An 18062-nucleotide genomic window follows, 5' to 3' on the forward strand; every position below is an offset into this window, starting at 1 on the left:
GAGCCGCGATGCTACTCCGCCACATCCGCTATTTCCTGGCCGTCGCCGAGCAGCGCAGCTTCACGCGTGCGGCCGACGCGCTGCACGTGTCGCAGCCGACGCTGTCGCAGCAGGTCCGCCAGCTCGAGGACATGCTCGGCGTGCAATTGTTCGACCGCTCGGGCCGCACGGTGCGGCTCACCGAATTCGGCGAAGTCTATGCGTGCCACGCGCGCGCGGCGCTGCACGAGCTCGACACCGGGCAGCGTGCGTTGCACGACGTCGCCGATCTCGGCAGCGGTTCGCTGCGGCTCGCGATGATGCCGACCTTCGCGGCCTACCTGAGCGGCTCGCTGATCGACGCGTTCCATGCGGATTTCCCGAACGTCGCGCTGACGATCGACGCGATGCCGCAGGAGCGCATCGAGGCGCTGCTCGCCGACGACCGGCTCGATGCAGGCTTCGCGTTCGTGCCGCCGCGCGCGCCGGACATCGACGCGCTGCCGCTGTGGGAAGAACCGCTCGCGCTCGTGACGGGCCGCACGCACCGGCTCGCGCATCGCCGCCGCGCGCTGAGCCCGTCCGAACTCGCCGGCGAGCCGCTGGTGTTGCTGAGCCGCGCGTTCGCGACGCGCGAAAGCATCGACCGGTATTTCATCGAGCAGGGCGCGCAGCCGAAGGTCGCGATCGAGACGAATATGGTCAGCGCGGTGCTGGAACTCGTGCGCTGCGGGCGGCTGGCCACGGTGCTGCCGGACGCGGTCGCGCGCGAGAGCGGCGACTTGTGCGCGCTGGAGCTCGATCCGCCGCTGCCGTCGCGCACGGCAGCGCTGCTCACGCGCAAGGGCGCATACCGCAGCGTCGCGGCACGCGCGTTCATCGAACGCGCGCTCGCGTATCGCGATCCTTCGGGGGGATGACCGGTACGACCGGAGAACGGCTGCGGCGCCGGCCGCGACCGCCGGCCGACGGCTGCGTCAGACGCCGGGCGTCGGGAAGAAGATGCCCGCGCGCTGTGCGGCGTTCGCGATGTGCGTCTCGATCGCGATACCGGCCGCTGCCGCATCGCGGGCGATCAGCGCGTCGACGATCGCGCGATGCTCGTGCCATGTCGACAGCAGCAGCTCGCGCCGATAGAACGGCATGCGCTGGCTTTCCTTCATGATGTCGGCGCTGCTGCGCAGCACCGACTCGATCGCCGCGTTGCCCGCGAGATGGATGATTCGCATGTGGAAGTCGAAGTCGAGCCGCGACGCTTCGTCGAGCGCGCTCTCGGTCAGCGCGACGTGGAGGTCGGCGAGGTTGTCCTCGAACCACGCGATGTCGTCGTCGGTGACGACATGCGCGGCCATGCGTGCGGCGAACCCTTCGAGCGCATAGCGCATCTGGTACGTGTCGGGCGGCGACGACTGCTCGGCGAACTGCCATGGATGGGCGGCTGCCGCCTGCGCGCTTTCGACATATACGCCCTTGCCGGCGCGGATGCGCAGCATCCCGAGCGCCTCGAGCGTGGAGAGCGCCTCGCGCAGCGACGCGCGGCTGATTTCCAGCTCCTCGGAGAGCTGGCGCTGGGCCGGCAGCAGGCTGCCGACCGGATACACGCCTGCCTCGATCCGGTCGCGGATCGTCGCGATGGCGGCGTCGGTCACGGTGTGCGGAACGTTTTTCATGATGTGAACGATGGCCGGTCTGACCGGCATTGTAATCCGCACGCGCACGGTGCATGAGCGGCCTACGGGAAAGCCACGATCGCCCCCTGTTTTCGTGCATCGCAAGTCGGTGCGAAGAGGCGGGAAATCCCTATTTGATTCGTCCTTGACGCCACTATATCGGCTTCCTACTATCCACCATAACATCACTGGTCTTACCAGTATGAACAGACGAAACTGCAACCGTTGGATCGGGAGAGCGCCGTGTCGAAATTCCTCAACTCACTGTTTGGCCGGGTAGTCGTCGCACTTATCCTGGGGGTCGCGCTCGGCGCGTTCTTCCCGCATTTCGCCGAGTCGCTGCGACCGCTCGGCGACGGCTTTCTGAAACTCATCAAGATGGTCATCGGCCCGATCGTGTTCTGCGTCGTGGTCAGCGGGATGGCCAATGCGGGCGACCTGAAGAAGGTCGGCCGGGTCGGCCTGAAGGCCGTCGTCTACTTCGAGATCATGACGACGCTTGCGCTCGGCATCGGTCTGGTACTCGCGTGGCTCACGCGCCCGGGCGTCGGGATGAACATCGACCTGCGCTCGCTCGACGCGGCCTCGCTCGCGTCGTACGCGAAAAACGCCGAAAGCCTGAAGGACACGGCCGGCTACCTGATGAAGATCATCCCCGAGACCGCGATCGACGCGTTCGCGAAGGGCGACATCCTGCAGATCCTCGTGTTCGCGGTGCTGTTCGGCTCCGCGCTGTCGCTGCTTGGCGACAAGGCGCAGCGCGTGAACAGCCTGATCGAGGAGCTGTCGCACGTGTTCTTCCGCATCATCGGCTTCATCATCAAGCTCGCACCGCTCGGCGTGCTCGGCGCGATCGCGTTCACGACCGGCAAGTACGGCGTCGCGTCGCTCAAGCAGCTCGGCTACCTCGTCGCGGTGTTCTACCTGAGCTGCTTCGTGTTCGTCACGGTCGTGCTCGGCGCGGTGATGCGTCTCGCGGGCTTCTCGGTGTTCAAGCTGATCCGCTACCTGCGCGAGGAACTGTCGATCGTGCTCGGCACGGCATCGTCGGACGCGGTGCTGCCGCAGGTGATGAGCAAGCTGGAATACATGGGCATCAAGGATTCGACGGTCGGCCTCGTGATCCCGACCGGCTATTCGTTCAACCTCGACGGCTTCTCGATCTACCTGACGCTCGCCGTGCTGTTCATCGCGCAAGCCACCAACACGCCGCTGTCCACGCATGACCTGATCGTCGTGCTGCTCGTGTCGCTCGTCACGTCGAAGGGCGCGCACGGGATTCCGGGCTCGGCGATCGTGATCCTCGCGGCGACGCTGTCGGCAATTCCCGCGATTCCGGTGCTTGGCCTCGTGCTGATCCTGCCGGTCGACTGGTTTGTCGGCATTGCCCGCGCGGTGACCAACCTGATCGGCAACTGCGTCGCGACGGTGGTCGTCGCGGTGTGGGAGAACGACATCGACCGGGCCCGCGCGAAGCGCGTGCTGAACCGCGAACTGCGCTACGTGGCCGACGCGCAAGGCAACGCCGCACCGGTCGCGGGCGACCAGGCCCACGCGCTCTGAGCACACCCCCGCGCGGAGCGGCCTCCCCGACTGCGCCGCGCGAACGAATTTCCTGAGGCAGGCGCGCCGAAGCGCCGGCCCTTCTCAAGATAATGGAGACGACATGGCAGCTCCCATCCTCGACCCGAACGCGCCGGCCTTCACGCGGCGCTACATGAACCTCGCCGATCCGCGCCTGGGCGCGCGGGCGCTCTTCGCCAGCGACGAATTCTTCGCGCCGAAGGAGCGCATGCTGAATCCCGAGCCAGCCGTCTTCATTCCCGGCAAGTATGACGATCACGGCAAGTGGATGGACGGCTGGGAGACGCGCCGCAAGCGCACCACCGGCCACGACTTCTGCGTGGTGCGGCTCGCGCGGCCGGGCGTGATTTACGGCGTCGATCTCGATACGAGCCACTTCACCGGCAACTTCCCGCCGGCTGCGTCGATCGAGGCCTGCGCGGTGGACGGCGACACGCCGTCGGACGACACCGAATGGCGCACGATCGTCCCCGCGACGACGCTGCAGGGCAATTCGCATCACTACGTGAGCGTCGACGATGCGCAGCCGGTCACGCACCTGCGCGTGAACCTGTACCCGGACGGCGGGCTCGCGCGGCTGCGCGTGTACGGCCAGCCGCAGCGCGACTGGCGCCACGTGCCGGCCGGCGAGCTCGTCGACCTCGCGGCGATCGAGAACGGCGGCTACCTGGTGGCCGCGAACAACCAGCACTTCGGCCCGGCCTCGCAGATGCTGATGCCGGGGCGCGGCGCGAACATGGGCGACGGCTGGGAAACGCGGCGCCGCCGCGAGCCCGGCAACGACTGGGCGATCGTCGCGCTGGCGCGGCCGGGCATCATCCGGCGCGTCGAGGTCGATACGGCGTTCTTCAAGGGCAACTTCCCCGATCGCTGCTCGCTGCAGGCCGCGCGGGTCGCGGGCGGCACCGACGATTCGCTCGTCACGCAGGCGATGTTCTGGGCCGAACTGCTCGGCGAGCAGAAGCTGCAGATGGACCACGTGCATACGTTCGACCAGCTCGCGGCCCTCGGCCCCGTCACGCACGTGCGCTTCAACATCTTCCCGGACGGCGGCGTATCGCGCCTGCGTCTGTGGGGCGAGCCGGCTTGAAGGAGGGCACCGGCATGAGCGGACCACACATCCTGCGCGTCGAGCGCCTGACCCGCGACGCGTTCGCGCCGTTCGGCGACGTGATCGCGCTCGAAGGCGCGCGGCACTTCCCGATCAACGGCGGCACGACCGAGCGCTTCCACGATCTCGCGACGATCGATGTCTGCGCGGACGGCGGCCGGCCGCTCGTCAGCGTGTTTCGCGCGCAGCCGCGCGCGCTGCCGGTCGCGATCACGCTGATGGAGCGTCATCCGCACGGCAGCCAGGCGTTCATCCCGCTGGCGGCCGTGTCGCGCTACGCGATCGTCGTCGCGCCGGCCGGCGAATTCCGGCCCGATGCGATGCGCGCGTTCCTGGCCGAAGGCTGGCAGGGCGTGAACTACGCGAAGGGGGTCTGGCACCATCCGCTGCTCGCGCTCGATGCGGTCAGCGATTTCGTGATCGTCGACCGCGGCGGCCCGCAGCCGAACTGCGACGAGATTCCGCTCGACGATGCGTGGGCGCTCGAGTTCGAGCCGGCATGCGCGAGCGCGGCCTGACGCGCGACGAAGGCGGCATCAGGCATCGGGCACCAGGCATCAGGCATCAGGCATCGGGCATCGGGCATCGGGCATCGGGCGTCGGGCGTCGAGGGTCGCGCGGCGGCAGCACGGCTCGCCGCCGCCGCATGATTGATTGAAAGCGTTCCCGGACCGGCCCGCGCGCGACGCGCGGGCCGTTTTCATTCCTGTCCCGAAAACAACGCGGCCCGGACGGCGAAATGCCGGCCGGGCCGTCGCGCATGCGCGCAGGATGCGGATCAGTGCTTGCGGTGCGGGCAGTTCTCGGTCGTGCAGGAACCGTACATCGCGAGCGAGTGTTCCTGGAGCCGGAAGCCGCGCTCCTTCGCGATCGCCTGCTGGCGGCCTTCGATCTCGGCATCGAAGAATTCCTCGACGCGGCCGCAATCGAGGCAGACGAGGTGATCGTGGTGCGAACCTTCGTTCAGTTCGAACACGGCCTTGCCGGATTCGAAGTTGCTGCGCGTGAGCAGGCCGGCCTGCTCGAACTGCGTCAGCACGCGGTAAACGGTGGCGAGCCCGATGTCGAGCTGCTCGTTGAGCAGGTTCCGGTAGACGTCTTCGGCCGTCAGGTGACGCACCGGGCTCTGCTGGAAGATCTCGAGAATCTTGAGGCGCGGTAGGGTGGCCTTTAGCCCGATATTCTTGAGATCCGTCGGATTGGTCATGGCTAGGCATCCCTAGAGTACAATGCAGGGCTTCAATGTTACCGGCTTTTCGCCGTTCCAGAAACACGCGCGGCCTGCGACGCGGGCCAGCACGGTGACGGAAATGTTCCCGGAATCTCTTTCGCACTTTCAGAGGAGTCGCATGCGGAGTGCCATCATCGCTGCCGCCGCCGTTGCCGCGCTGGCTGGTTGTTCGTCGTACGACAGCGTGACGCAGCGCATCGCGCAGAGCATCACGCCCTATCGGATCACTGTCGTGCAGGGCAACTTCGTGTCGCAGGAGAAGGCCGCGCAGTTGCAGGCCGGGATGACGCGCGAGCAGGTCCGCGCGTTGCTCGGCACGCCGCTGCTGGCCGACATGTTCCATGCCGACCGCTGGGATTACCTCTTTTACTTCAAGCGCGGCTCGACGTCCGTCGTCCAGCAGCGCGACCTCGTACTGACGTTCTCGGGCGATCGCCTCGCGAGCTGGACGGGTGCCGAGAACCTGCCGTCCGAACTCGACCTGCTGGCCGATATCGACGGCGACCGCGGCGGCAAGAAGGCGAAGGCCGCAGCCGCGGCGAAGAAGGCGTCGGAAGCCGCTGCCGCTGCGAGCGCCGCGCAGGCCGCCGCCGAGAGCCCGTCCGCCCAGCCGGCGTCCGGCGCGGCGGTCGATCAGGATGCGAACGCCCAGGCGGCGCGCGCGGCGAACCGCGCGACCAACCAGGTGTCGGGCCAGGGCGCGACCGCCCGCCGCTTCACGCCGTCCGCGCAGGCCTCGGGCGGCGCGCCGGTGCCGGGCGGCCAGCCGCCGGGCGCCGCACCGGCGATCCAGCCGCAGTTCCAGTTCCATCGTCCGCCGCCGCCGAACGCGTCGAACGAGGCGTCGCCCGTCGGCCCGCAAGGTTCCGACAACCTGCAGAACCAGCCGCTCACCGCGCCGGCCCAGTCGCAGTAAGCGGCCGGCGTGCGGAAACAGGGCGGCATGCGCCGCCCGCCTTTAGACCTGTCGTGTAGAAAGCCATGAAGATTGCGATTGCCGGTGCATCGGGCCGTATGGGCCGGATGCTGATCGAAGCCGTTCTCAACGATGCCGACGCGCAGCTCGTCGGTGCGCTCGACCGCGCCGATTCGCCGTTCCTCGGCCAGGACGCGGGCGCGTTTCTCGGCAAGGAAACCGGGATCAAGCTGACCGACGACCTCGATGCGGTGTTCGCGCAGGCCGATTACCTGATCGACTTCACGCGGCCGGAAGGCACGATCGCGCACGTCGCGGCCGCGCTGCGCCACGACGTCAAGCTCGTGATCGGCACGACCGGCTTCACCGCCGAGCAGAAGGCCGAGCTGCAGGCCGCGGCAGGCAAGATCGGCATCGTGTTCGCGGCGAACATGAGCGTCGGCGTGAACGTCACGCTGAAGCTGCTCGAATTCGCGGCGAAGCATTTCTCGCACGGCTACGACATCGAGATCATCGAGGCGCACCACCGTCACAAGGTCGACGCACCGTCGGGCACAGCGCTGATGATGGGCGAGGCCGTGGCCGGCGCGCTCGGGCGCTCGCTCGACGACTGCGCGGTGTACGGCCGCCAGGGCGTGACGGGCGAACGCGATCCGTCGACGATCGGCTTTGCGGCCGTGCGCGGCGGCGACATCGTCGGCGATCACACCGTGCTGTTCGCCGGGATCGGCGAACGGATCGAGATCACGCACAAGTCGTCGAGCCGCGTGTCGTACGCGCAGGGCGCGCTGCGTGCGGTCCGCTTCCTGTCGGCGCGCGGCGCCGGCCTGTTCGACATGCAGGACGTGCTCGGCCTGCGCTGACCCTCGCGGGGAAACTCCGATGGCGATTCCCACCGGCGTTGTCCACTACCTCGAAAGCGGCGATGCGATTACGCACGCCGTCGCCTATGTCCTGCTGGCGATGTCCGTCGCCAGCTGGTGCTTCCTCCTCATGAAAGCCTGGCTGCTGGTCCGCGCGAAGCGGCAGGGGCCGCGCGCGCTCGCCGCGTTCTGGCGCGCGGCGTCGCTCGACGCGGGCATCGCCGCGCTCGCCGGTGCCGATCGCGAGCGCGTGTTCGTGCCGCTCGCCGAAGCCGCGCGCGATGCGGCCGACGAACACGACCCGGCCGCGCTGGCCGCGCGCGTCGAGCGCAGCGAACGCGTGCTGCGCGCGCTGCGTCACGCGATGCTGCGCTCGCAGCGGCGTCTCGAATTCGGCCAGGTGCTGCTCGCGTCGATCGGCAGCACCGCGCCGTTCGTCGGGCTGCTCGGCACCGTATGGGGCATCTATCACGCGCTCGGCAGCATCGCCGCGAGCGGGCAGGCGCAGATCGAGAACGTCGCGGGGCCGGTCGGCGAGGCGCTGATCATGACCGCGTTCGGGCTCGTCGTCGCGATTCCCGCGGTGCTTGCCTACAACATCCTCGGGCGGCTCGTGCGTCAGCTCGCCGAGGAACTCGATGGCTTCGCGCGCGACCTGCACGTGTTCGTGTGCGCGCAGCCAGCCTGACGCGCCCGATCCGGAGGAGCGACCATGGCATTCGGCGGACTGGAGCACCACAAGACGTCCGCGCCGATGGCGGAGATCAACATGACGCCGCTGATTGACGTGATGCTCGTGCTGCTCGTCATCTTCATCATCACCGCGCCGCTGATGACGCACGCGATCCGGCTCGATCTGCCGAAGGTCGCGGCCAGCGCCGCGCGCGACACGCCGCAATCGGTCACGCTGTCGATCGACGACGCCGGCAAGCTGTACTGGGACGACACACCCGTCGCACTCGATGCGCTGCCGGCGCGGTTCCGGACCGCCGCCGCGAGCGCCGCGCCGCCCGAGCTGCGGCTGCGCGCATCGCGCGCAACCCGCTACGACGTGATCGCGCAGGTGATGGGTGCCGCGCAGGCCGCCGGCCTCACGCGGATCGGTTTCGTCACCGACATGCCGTCGGCGGGCGCCGCCGCGCCGGCCGCCGCAGGCGCGAAACCCTGACCTGCCGGCCGCCTGCGAGGCCCGCGCAGGCGAGAATGCGCCGCTGCCCGCGAGACCGGCCGTGCCGCCCGCCACGGACGGTATAATTGTTGTTTGCGCCCGGTTGGCAGGGTTTCGCCGGGTAACCTGGAGACCCTCCGGGTTACCCGGCGAATATCCGGAACCACGAGGCAGGCCCGAGAACCGTGAGCCTGCCGCCGCCGGGCTGCCCGATTTCGTCCACTTCCGCGTGCCCGCCTTGTGGCGCGCCGCTTAAAGCCTAGTCCGAACCACACCATGCACGAGAGATACGTACCCGCCGACGTCGAAGCCGCCGCCCAGGGCGACTGGCGCGCAGCCGATGCCTACAAGACGCAGGAAGATTCGCAGAAGCCGAAGTTCTACTGCGTGTCGATGCTGCCGTACCCGTCCGGCAAGCTGCACATGGGTCACGTGCGCAACTACACGATCAACGACGTGATGTACCGCTATCTGCGGATGAACGGCTACAACACGCTGATGCCGATGGGCTGGGACGCGTTCGGGATGCCGGCCGAGAACGCCGCGATGGCGAACGGCGTGCCGCCCGCGAAGTGGACCTACGACAACATCGACTACATGAAGGGCCAGATGCAGTCGATGGGCCTCGCGATCGACTGGTCGCGCGAGATCGCGACGTGCAAGCCCGACTACTACAAGTGGAACCAGTGGCTGTTCCTGAAGATGCTCGAGAAGGGCATCGCGTACAAGAAGACGGGCACCGTGAACTGGGACCCGGTCGACCAGACCGTGCTCGCGAACGAGCAGGTGATCGACGGCCGCGGCTGGCGCTCGGGCGCGCTCGTCGAGAAGCGCGAGATCCCGATGTACTACCTGCGCATCACGCAATACGCGGATGAGCTGCTGAACGATCTCGACGGCCTCGGCTGGCCCGAGCGCGTGAAGATCATGCAGCAGAACTGGATCGGCAAGAGCTTCGGCGTGAACTTCGGCTTCCCGTACGAACTCGACGGCGAGAAGAAGCTGCTGCGCGTGTTCACCACGCGTGCCGACACGATCATGGGCGTCACGTTCTGCGCGATCGCGGCCGAGCATCCGCTCGCCACGCGCCTCGCGCAGGACAAGCCGGAACTGCTCGCGTTCATCGACGAATGCAAGCGCGGCGGCGTCGCCGAGGCCGATGTCGCGACGATGGAGAAGAAGGGCGTCGCGACGGGCTTCACGGTGTCGCACCCGCTGACGGGCGAGCCGGTCGAGGTGTGGATCGGCAACTACGTGCTGATGAGCTATGGCGAAGGCGCGGTGATGGGCGTGCCCGCGCACGACGAGCGCGACTTCGCATTCGCGAAGAAATACAACCTGCCGATCAAGCAGGTGATCGCGGCCGAAGGCCAGACGTACTCGCTCGACGCATGGCAAGAGTGGTACGGCGACAAGGAAGTCGCGACCTGCATCAACAGTGGCAAGTACGACGGCCTCGCGTACGGCGCGGCGGTCGACGCGATCGCGGCCGACCTGAAGGCTGGCGGCTTCGGCGACAAGCAGGTCACGTGGCGCCTGCGCGACTGGGGCGTGTCGCGCCAGCGCTACTGGGGTACGCCGATCCCGATCATCCACTGCCCGTCGTGCGGCGACGTGCCGGTGCCGGAGCAGGACCTGCCGGTCGTGCTGCCGGAAGACCTCGTGCCGGACGGCTCGGGCAACCCGCTCGCGAAGTCGGAAGCGTTCCTGAACTGCGCGTGCCCGAAGTGCGGCGCGGCCGCGAAGCGCGAAACCGACACGATGGACACCTTCGTCGATTCGTCGTGGTACTTCTCGCGCTACACGGCGCCGGACGCCGAGACGATGGTCGACGCGCGCACCGATTACTGGATGCCGATGGATCAGTACATCGGCGGCATCGAGCATGCGATCCTGCACCTGCTGTATTCGCGCTTCTGGACCAAGGTGATGCGTGACCTCGGCCTCGTGAAGTTCGGCGAGCCGGCGAAGAACCTGCTCACGCAGGGGATGGTGCTGAACGAGACGTTCTACCGCGAAGACGCGGCGGGCAAGAAGACCTGGTACAACCCGGCCGACGTGACCGTGGCATTCGACGAAAAGGGCCGCCCGGTCGGCGCGACGCTGAACGCCGACGGCCAGCCGGTCGTGCTCGGCGGCATCGAGAAGATGTCGAAGTCGAAGAACAACGGCGTCGATCCGCAGGTGTTGATCGACCAGTACGGCGCCGATACCGCGCGCCTGTTCACGATGTTCGCCGCGCCGCCCGAGCAGCAGCTCGAGTGGTCGGGCGCGGGCGTCGAAGGCGCGAGCCGCTTCCTGCGCCGCGTATGGAGCTTCGGTGCGACGAACCGCGAAGCGCTCGCCGCGCGTGCGGGCTTCGATGCGGCCGCGCTCGGCGAAGCCGACAAGGCGCTGCGCCGGGAGATCTACAGCGTGCTGAAGCAGGCCGATTTCGACTATCAGCGCCTGCAGTACAACACGGTCGTGTCGGCCGCGATGAAGATGCTGAACGCGATCGACGGCGCGAAGGGCGCGACGCCCGGCGTGTTGCGCGAGACGTACAGCGTGCTGCTGCGCGTGCTGTACCCTGTCGTGCCACACGTCACGTTCGAGCTGTGGAAGGCGCTCGGCTATGCGGACGAATTCGGCCCGCTGCTCGACGCACCCTGGCCGAAGGTCGACGAGGCCGCGCTCGAGCAGGCCGAGATCGAACTCGTGCTGCAGGTGAACGGCAAGGTGCGCGGCGCGCTGAAGGTCGCGAAGGACGCGAGCCGCGAGGCGATCGAAGCCGCGGCGGTGGCCGACGAGGCGTTCGCGAAGTTCAGCGACGGCAAGCCGGCGAAGAAGATCGTCGTCGTGCCCGGCCGCCTCGTGAACATCGTCGTCTGACGGCCGTTGGCCGTCGGGCGCACACAGAAGGAGCGAAGGTGATCCGCAGATCGTTTTTGGTGCTCGTCGGCAGCGCGGTCGCGCTGTCGGCATGCGGTTTCCAGTTGCGCGGCCAGCAGGACTACGCGTTCAAGCGCCTGCTGATCGCCGGTGCGCCGGCGTCCGCCGAGGCGCGGCTCGTGCGCCTCGTCGAGGCCGGCAGCGACACGAAGATCGTCAAGTCGGCGGACGACGCCGACGCCGTGCTGCGCATGTGGGAATCGCGCGGGCAGAACACGCTGACGCTCAACAAGTACGGCTCCGCGCAGGAATATGCGCTCTTCTACACGCTGAACTACACGCTGACGAGCCGGGACGGCACCGTGCTGATCCCGCCGAGCGCGATCGCGTTGAACCGCGCGATGACGTACAGCGACCAGTACACCAACGCGAAGGCGCAGGAAGCCGACATCCTGTACGGCGACATGCAGAACGACGCGGTCGACCAGCTGATGCGGCGTCTCGCGATCGTCCATTCGCTGACGCCGGCCCCGGAGGATGTGGTGCCGGGCGTCGCGCCGGGCGCGCCGCTGCCGCCGCCGCCGCTCTGATCGCCGGCGCACGCACCGATGCAATTGCGACTTGATGCGCTGGAGCCGCACCTCGCGAAGGGGTTGACCGGGCTCTACACCGTCTACGGCGACGAGCCGCTGCTCGCGCAGGAAGCGTGCGACCGCATTCGTGCGGCCGCGCGCGCGGCCGGCTTCACCGAGCGTTCGGTGCATACGGTCGAGCGCGGCTTCGACTGGAGCGTGCTGCTCGGCGCGACCCAGGCGATGTCGCTGTTCGGCGAGCGCCAGCTGATCGAGCTGCGCATTCCGTCGGGCAAGCCCGGCAAGGAAGGCGCCGACGCACTGAAAACGCTCGCGGCCACGCCCAACCCCGACGCGCTGATGCTCGTCACGTTGCCGCGCCTCGACGCGGCCACGCAGAAATCCGCGTGGTTTACCGCGCTGCAGAACGGCGGCGTCGCGCTGAAGATCGATCCGGTCGACCGCGCGCAGCTGCCGAACTGGATCGGCCAGCGTCTGTCGATGCAGGGCCAGCGCGTCGCGCTCGGCGACGACGGCCGGCGTGCGCTGCAGTTCATCGCGGAGCGCGTCGAGGGCAACCTGCTCGCCGCGCACCAGGAAATCCAGAAGCTCGGGCTGCTCTATCCGCAGGGCGTGCTGTCGTTCGAGCAGGTGCACGACGCGGTGCTGAACGTCGCGCGCTACGACGTCTTCAAGCTGAACGAGGCGATGCTCGCGGGCGACGCCGCGCGGCTCGCGCGGATGATCGACGGGCTGAAGGGCGAGGGCGAGGCGATCGTGCTCGTGATGTGGGCCGTCGTCGAGGAATTGCGCACGCTGCTGCGGATCAAGCGTGGCGCGACGGCCGGCAAGCCGCTCGCTACGCTGCTGCGCGAGAACCGCGTGTGGGGGCCGCGCGAGCGGCTGATCGGACCCGCGCTGAACCGCGTATCGGAAGCCGTGCTCGAGAAGGCGCTCGCGTTTGCCGCGAAGCTCGACCGGCAGGTGAAGGGGCTGTCGGCCGTCACGCCGGGTCGCCGCACGCAGGACGATCCGCCGCCCGATCCGTGGGACGGCCTGTTCCAGCTCGCGATGACGGTGGCGGGCGAGCGCGGCGAGCGACCGCCGCCCGCGGGTCGCGTGCGGCGTTAAGCCTCGTCGGGGCCGTCAGCGCCCGCAGCGCAACCCGCTTACAATATTTCGATGGTCGGTGCGGCCCTTCCTGCTGCCGCGCTGCACGCTTTCCCCGAATTCACGCCGCGCCAAGCGGCTCGCTTCTCGAGTCACATGATGGATATCGACCAGTACATGACGGACCTGGGCCGCCGTGCCCGGCACGCTTCCCGCGCGATGGCGCGCGCCAGCACGGCCGCGAAGAACGCGGCGCTCGACGCCGTGGCACGCGCGATCGAGCGCGATGCGCAGGCGCTGAAGGATGCGAATGCACGCGACGTCGCCCGTGCCCGCGAAAAGGGGCTCGATGCGGCGTTCATCGATCGCCTGACGCTGTCGGACAAGGCGCTGAAGACGATGGTCGAGGGCCTGCGCCAGGTTGCGTCGCTGGCCGATCCGATCGGCGAGATCGGCAACCTCAAGTACCGCCCGAGCGGGATCCAGGTCGGCCAGATGCGCGTGCCGCTCGGCGTGATCGGCATCATCTACGAGTCGCGTCCGAACGTGACGATCGACGCGGCCGCGCTGTGCCTGAAGTCGGGTAACGCGACGATCCTGCGCGGCGGCTCCGAGGCGCTCGAATCGAACGCGGCGCTCGCGAAGCTGATCGGCGAAGGGCTCGAGGCGGCCGGCCTGCCGCAGGACGCCGTGCAGGTGGTTGCGACCGCCGATCGCGCGGCGGTCGGCAAGCTGATCACGATGACCGAATTCGTCGACGTGATCGTGCCGCGCGGCGGCAAGAGCCTGATCGAGCGCCTGATCAACGAGGCACGCGTGCCGATGATCAAGCACCTCGATGGCATCTGCCACGTGTACGTCGACGATCGCGCCGATCTCGCGAAGGCGCTGACCGTGTGCGACAACGCGAAGACGCACCGCTACGGCACCTGCAACACGATGGAGACGCTGCTCGTCTCGAGCGGTATCGCAGCGAGGCTGCTGCCGCCGCTCGGCAAGCTGTATCGCGACAAGCAGGTCGAGCTGCGCGTCGATGCGGCCGCGCGCGCGGTGCTCGCCGAGGCGGGCGTCGGCCCGCTCGTCGACGCGACCGACGAAGACTGGCACACCGAATATCTCGCGCCGGTGCTCGCGATCAAGGTCGTCGACGGCCTCGATGCCGCGATCGAGCACATCAACCACTACGGCTCGCATCACACCGATGCGATCGTCACCGAGGATCACGACCGCGCGATGCGCTTCCTGCGCGAAGTCGATTCGGCGAGCGTGATGGTCAACGCGTCGACGCGCTTCGCGGACGGCTTCGAATTCGGCCTCGGCGCGGAAATCGGCATCTCGAACGACAAGCTGCACGCACGCGGCCCCGTCGGCCTGGAAGGGCTCACGTCGCTGAAGTACGTCGTGCTCGGACACGGCGAAGGCCGCCAGTAAAGCGAGGCGCACAACCGATGGCAATGCTCTGGGTCAAGACGTTCCATATCGTTCTGATCGCCGCGTGGTTTGCTGGGCTGTTCTACCTGCCGCGCATTTACGTGAACCTGGCCATGGAGACCGATCCGGCCGCGGTGCGGCGCCTGCTGCTGATGGCGCGCAAGCTGTTCCGCTTCATGACGATGATCGCGGTGCCGGCGCTGGCCTGCGGGCTGTGGCTCTGGCTCGTGATCGGCATCGGCCAGGGGCAGGGCTGGATCCACGCGAAGGTGACGGTCGTGCTGCTGCTCGTCATCTACCACGCGTATTGCGGGCACCTGCTGCGGGTGTTCGAGCGCGGCGAGAACCGCCGCACCGACAAGTGGTATCGCGTGTTCAACGAGCTGCCGGTGCTCGGCATGCTTGCCGCGGTCGCGCTGGTCGTGATCAAGCCGTTCTGAGCGGCATGGCCGGCGCGGTTGCCGGCGTCGCTTGATGCACAACGACAAACGGCGCCCCGCGGGGCGCCGTTTGTCGTTGTGCGCGCGGTCTGCACGGTGCGTTCTCAATCCTTCGCGCCGTCGTCGATCCGGCGACGCGTGATCGCTTCCTTCGCGCGACCGACGCGCTCCATCAGCGCGGGCCCGCGCGACAGCGCGACGCCGACCGCGAGGATGTCGCCGATCGCGAGATGAGACATCCGCGACGTCATCGGCGAGAACACGTCGGTTTCCTCGGCCACGTTCGACGCGAGGCTTACCGTCGCGAGTTTCGCGAGCGGCGAATGGCTCTGCGTGATCGCGACGACCTTCGCGCCGCACGCGAGCGCGGAGCGCGCGGCATCGACGATGTCGCGCGTGCGGCCGGTGTTCGAAATCGCGACGACGACGTCGTGCGGGCCGAGCAGCGCCGACGACATCGAGAACGTATGCGGGTCCGAATACGCGACGCTCGGCACGCCGAGCCGGAAGAACTTGTGCTGGATGTCCTGCGCGGCGATGCCGGAGCCGCCGGCGCCGTAGAACTCGATGCGCGACGCGTTCGACAGCAGTGCGATGGCGTCGGCGACGCTGCCGGCCGACAGGCTGTTGCGCACCTCGATCAGCGCGCCGATCGTGCGGTCGAACACCTTGCCGATGATGCCGGGCGCGGGCTCGTCGGGTTCGACGTCGCGATACACCGACGACACGCCCGGCGCGACGCTCTGCGCGAGCCGGATCTTGAATTCGCGAAAGCCGCTGCAGCCGAGCGCCTGGCAGAAGCGCGCAATGGTCGGCTGGCTGACGCCCGCGCGGGTCGACAGCTCGGTCATCGCGAGGTCGAGCACCTCGCGGGGTGCGGCGAGGATATAGTCGGCGAGCTTGCGCTCGGACGGGCGCAGCTCGGCGCGGATCGCTTCAATGCGAGGCAGCATGGGACGGCGGATGAAAATCGGGTTCGGATGAGCGAGTGTATCGCAATCAAATTGTAGAAAATCTACAAGGAAATGCTAGCCTCGCTGTCAGTGATTTCTAGAGATGGTGGAGTGGTGAATTAGGGTTTTCACTAGGTAAACCCTTGCTGGTGGCGGGAATGAGGGTTACCCGCATGACAATCTGCATTGCGTGCTTGTAGTTTTTCTACTAGACTGGCTTCGTTCGTTCGACGCACTCGATCGTCCCCACGATTCCAACCGCCGGTGTCGCCGGCATACAGGAGCGCCCAGCATGACGTCGCTGCACCCCACTCTGGCGAAAGTCACCGAACGCGTGATCGCCCGCAGCCAATCGACCCGTTCCGCCTATCTGCAGCGCATCGACGGCGCGCAAGGCAAGTTCCCGGCGCGCGGCGCGCTGTCGTGCGCGAACCTCGCGCACGGCTTCGCGGGCCTCGAAGGCAGCGACAAGTTCCAGATCAAGGCGATTCGCGAGCCGAACATCGGCATTGTGTCCTCGTACAACGAAATGTTGTCCGCGCACGCGCCGTACAAGGATTTCCCCGACATCATCAAGGTCGCCGCGCGCGAGAACGGCGGCGTCGCGCAGTTTGCGGGCGGCGTGCCGGCGATGTGCGACGGCGTCACGCAGGGCAACCCGGGGATGGAGCTGTCGCTGTTCTCGCGCGAAGCGATCGCGATGGGCACGGCGATCGCGCTCACGCACAACATGTTCGACGCGGCGCTCTGCCTCGGCATCTGCGACAAGATCGTGCCGGGCCTGCTGATCGGCGCGCTGCAGTTCGGCCACCTGCCGACCATCTTCGTGCCGGCCGGCCCGATGACGAGCGGCCTGTCGAACGACGACAAGGCGAAGATCCGCCAGCAGTTCGCGACCGGCCAGGTCGGCCGCGATGCGCTGCTCGAAGCCGAATCGGCCGCGTATCACGGCCACGGCACCTGCACGTTCTACGGCACCGCGAACAGCAACCAGATGCTGATGGAGCTGATGGGCCTGCACCTGCCGGGTTCCGCGTTCGTCCATCCGCACACGCCGCTGCGTACCGCGCTGACGGCCGAGGCCGCGCGCCGCGTGCTCGACCTGACGGTCGAGCGCGGCCAGTACACGCCGATCGGCCATGTGATCGACGAGAAGGCGATCGTCAACGGGATCGTCGCGCTGCTCGCGACGGGCGGCTCGACCAACCACACGCTGCACCTCGTCGCGATCGCGCGCGCGGCCGGCATCCTGATCGACTGGAACGATTTCGACGAGCTGTCGGCGGTCGTGCCGCTGCTCGCGAAGATCTACCCGAACGGCAAGGCGGACGTGAACCATTTCCACGCGGCCGGCGGCGTCGCATTCCTGGTGCGCAACCTGCTCGAAGGCGGGCTGCTGCACGAAGACGTGACGACGGTCGCGGGCAAGGGCCTGTCGCACTACACGAAGGAGCCGAAGCTGATCGACGGCACGCTCACGTGGGTCGACGGCGCGGCCGAGAGCCACGACACGAAGGTGCTGCGCGGCATTCGCGACCCGTTCCAGCCGGACGGCGGCCTGCGCCTGATGCAGGGCCGCCTCGGCCGCGGCGTGATCAAGATTTCGGCGGTCGCGCCCGAGCACCGCAAGGTGACGGCCCCCGCGATCGTGTTCGATTCGCAGGAAGCCGTGCAGGAAGCCTTCGATCGCGGCGAGCTGAAGCGCGATTTCGTCGCGGTCGTGCGCTTCCAGGGCGCACGCGCGAACGGGATGCCCGAGCTGCATCGTTTGACGCCGCTGCTCGGCGTGCTGCAGGATCAGGGCTTCCACGTCGCGCTCGTCACCGACGGCCGCATGTCCGGCGCGTCGGGCAAGGTGCCGGCCGTGATCCACGTGTCGCCGGAAGCGCTGCTGGCCGGCCCGCTCGGCAAGGTGAAGACGGGCGACACGCTCGTGATCGACGCGGAAGCCGGCGTCCTCGATATCGAGATCGACGAAGCCGAATGGCACGCGCGCCCGGTCGCGCAGCCGCTGCACCAGGCCGACAACGAAACGGGTTTCGGGCGCGAACTGTTCGGCGTGTTCCGCGCGGCGGCCGCACCGGCCGAGCAGGGCGCATCGGTTTTCGGGACGCTGGTCGGCGAAACGGCCGCTCACGTCGCTGCATGAATTTCAAGGAGCCA

Annotated in this window: 17 protein-coding genes; 14 read left to right on the forward strand and 3 right to left on the reverse strand. The window is 68.0% G+C overall.

What is annotated here, in order from left to right; all coding sequences use genetic code 11:
- Nucleotides 1-8: 8 nt before the first annotated feature.
- On the forward strand, nt 9-899 hold the full coding sequence (gene cynR / locus DIE15_RS24485) for a transcriptional regulator CynR (protein WP_124834572.1): 891 nt from the start codon (nt 9-11) through the stop codon (nt 897-899).
- 57 nt (nt 900-956) lie between these two features.
- Here cynR and DIE15_RS24490 read toward each other — a convergent pair whose 3' ends face one another.
- Nucleotides 957-1679 (reverse strand): FadR/GntR family transcriptional regulator, encoded by a 723-nt coding sequence (locus DIE15_RS24490; RefSeq protein WP_173938496.1) that lies wholly within the window; start codon nt 1677-1679, stop codon nt 957-959.
- A gap of 213 nt (nt 1680-1892) precedes the next feature.
- Between DIE15_RS24490 and DIE15_RS24495 the strand changes: the two genes are divergently transcribed.
- From DIE15_RS24495 to DIE15_RS24505, 3 genes are all read left to right on the forward strand, one after another.
- Nucleotides 1893-3212: a C4-dicarboxylate transporter DctA gene (locus DIE15_RS24495; protein ID WP_057926873.1), complete on the forward strand. Its 1320-nt coding sequence runs from the start codon at nt 1893-1895 to the stop codon at nt 3210-3212.
- A gap of 103 nt (nt 3213-3315) precedes the next feature.
- Nucleotides 3316-4323 carry an allantoicase gene (gene alc, locus DIE15_RS24500; protein ID WP_124834573.1) on the forward strand — a complete coding sequence of 336 codons (1008 nt, stop codon included), beginning with the start codon at nt 3316-3318 and terminating at the stop codon, nt 4321-4323.
- A 14-nt stretch (nt 4324-4337) separates the two neighbouring features.
- Nucleotides 4338-4862 (forward strand): ureidoglycolate lyase, encoded by a 525-nt coding sequence (locus DIE15_RS24505; protein WP_124834574.1) that lies wholly within the window; start codon nt 4338-4340, stop codon nt 4860-4862.
- Between the two features lie 260 nt (nt 4863-5122).
- On the opposite strand, the gene fur is transcribed toward DIE15_RS24505, so the two are convergent.
- Complete coding sequence (gene fur / locus DIE15_RS24510) at nt 5123-5551, reverse strand: ferric iron uptake transcriptional regulator (protein ID WP_011350926.1); 429 nt, start codon at nt 5549-5551, stop codon at nt 5123-5125.
- A 142-nt stretch (nt 5552-5693) separates the two neighbouring features.
- Here fur and DIE15_RS24515 point away from each other — a divergent pair, with 142 nt between their 5' ends.
- The 9 genes from DIE15_RS24515 (at nt 5694) to DIE15_RS24555 (ending at nt 14946) form a co-directional block, all read left to right on the forward strand.
- Nucleotides 5694-6491, forward strand: coding sequence for an outer membrane protein assembly factor BamE (locus DIE15_RS24515; protein ID WP_057926786.1), 798 nt, complete (start codon nt 5694-5696; stop codon nt 6489-6491).
- Between the two features lie 65 nt (nt 6492-6556).
- The gene (gene dapB, locus DIE15_RS24520) at nt 6557-7354 is read left to right on the forward strand and encodes a 4-hydroxy-tetrahydrodipicolinate reductase (RefSeq protein WP_057926785.1); all 798 of its coding nucleotides are present in this window, start codon (nt 6557-6559) and stop codon (nt 7352-7354) included.
- 19 nt (nt 7355-7373) lie between these two features.
- The gene (locus tag DIE15_RS24525) at nt 7374-8042 is read left to right on the forward strand and encodes a MotA/TolQ/ExbB proton channel family protein (protein ID WP_124834575.1); all 669 of its coding nucleotides are present in this window, start codon (nt 7374-7376) and stop codon (nt 8040-8042) included.
- A gap of 24 nt (nt 8043-8066) precedes the next feature.
- A complete protein-coding gene (locus DIE15_RS24530) occupies nt 8067-8522 on the forward strand; it encodes a biopolymer transporter ExbD (protein ID WP_057926783.1) in 456 nt (151 codons plus the stop codon).
- 276 nt (nt 8523-8798) lie between these two features.
- Complete coding sequence (leuS, locus tag DIE15_RS24535) at nt 8799-11393, forward strand: leucine--tRNA ligase (protein WP_057926782.1); 2595 nt, start codon at nt 8799-8801, stop codon at nt 11391-11393.
- Between the two features lie 38 nt (nt 11394-11431).
- The gene (gene lptE, locus DIE15_RS24540) at nt 11432-11983 is read left to right on the forward strand and encodes an LPS assembly lipoprotein LptE (RefSeq protein ID WP_057926781.1); all 552 of its coding nucleotides are present in this window, start codon (nt 11432-11434) and stop codon (nt 11981-11983) included.
- A gap of 18 nt (nt 11984-12001) precedes the next feature.
- Nucleotides 12002-13096, forward strand: a complete 1095-nt coding sequence (gene holA / locus DIE15_RS24545; protein ID WP_057926780.1) for a DNA polymerase III subunit delta — start codon at nt 12002-12004, stop codon at nt 13094-13096.
- A gap of 138 nt (nt 13097-13234) precedes the next feature.
- Nucleotides 13235-14506, forward strand: a complete 1272-nt coding sequence (locus tag DIE15_RS24550) for a glutamate-5-semialdehyde dehydrogenase (RefSeq protein ID WP_057926779.1) — start codon at nt 13235-13237, stop codon at nt 14504-14506.
- 17 nt (nt 14507-14523) lie between these two features.
- Nucleotides 14524-14946, forward strand: a complete 423-nt coding sequence (locus tag DIE15_RS24555; protein WP_006760213.1) for a CopD family protein — start codon at nt 14524-14526, stop codon at nt 14944-14946.
- Nucleotides 14947-15050: 104 nt separating this feature from the next.
- Here DIE15_RS24555 and DIE15_RS24560 read toward each other — a convergent pair whose 3' ends face one another.
- The gene (locus DIE15_RS24560; protein WP_011350936.1) at nt 15051-15899 is read right to left on the reverse strand and encodes a MurR/RpiR family transcriptional regulator; all 849 of its coding nucleotides are present in this window, start codon (nt 15897-15899) and stop codon (nt 15051-15053) included.
- 292 nt (nt 15900-16191) lie between these two features.
- Between DIE15_RS24560 and edd the strand changes: the two genes are divergently transcribed.
- On the forward strand, nt 16192-18048 hold the full coding sequence (edd, locus tag DIE15_RS24565; protein ID WP_057926778.1) for a phosphogluconate dehydratase: 1857 nt from the start codon (nt 16192-16194) through the stop codon (nt 18046-18048).
- Nucleotides 18049-18062 lie beyond the last annotated feature (14 nt).

Origin of the sequence: Burkholderia sp. Bp9031 (assembly GCF_003857965.1) — a bacterium.
GTDB lineage: Bacteria > Pseudomonadota > Gammaproteobacteria > Burkholderiales > Burkholderiaceae > Burkholderia > Burkholderia ambifaria_A.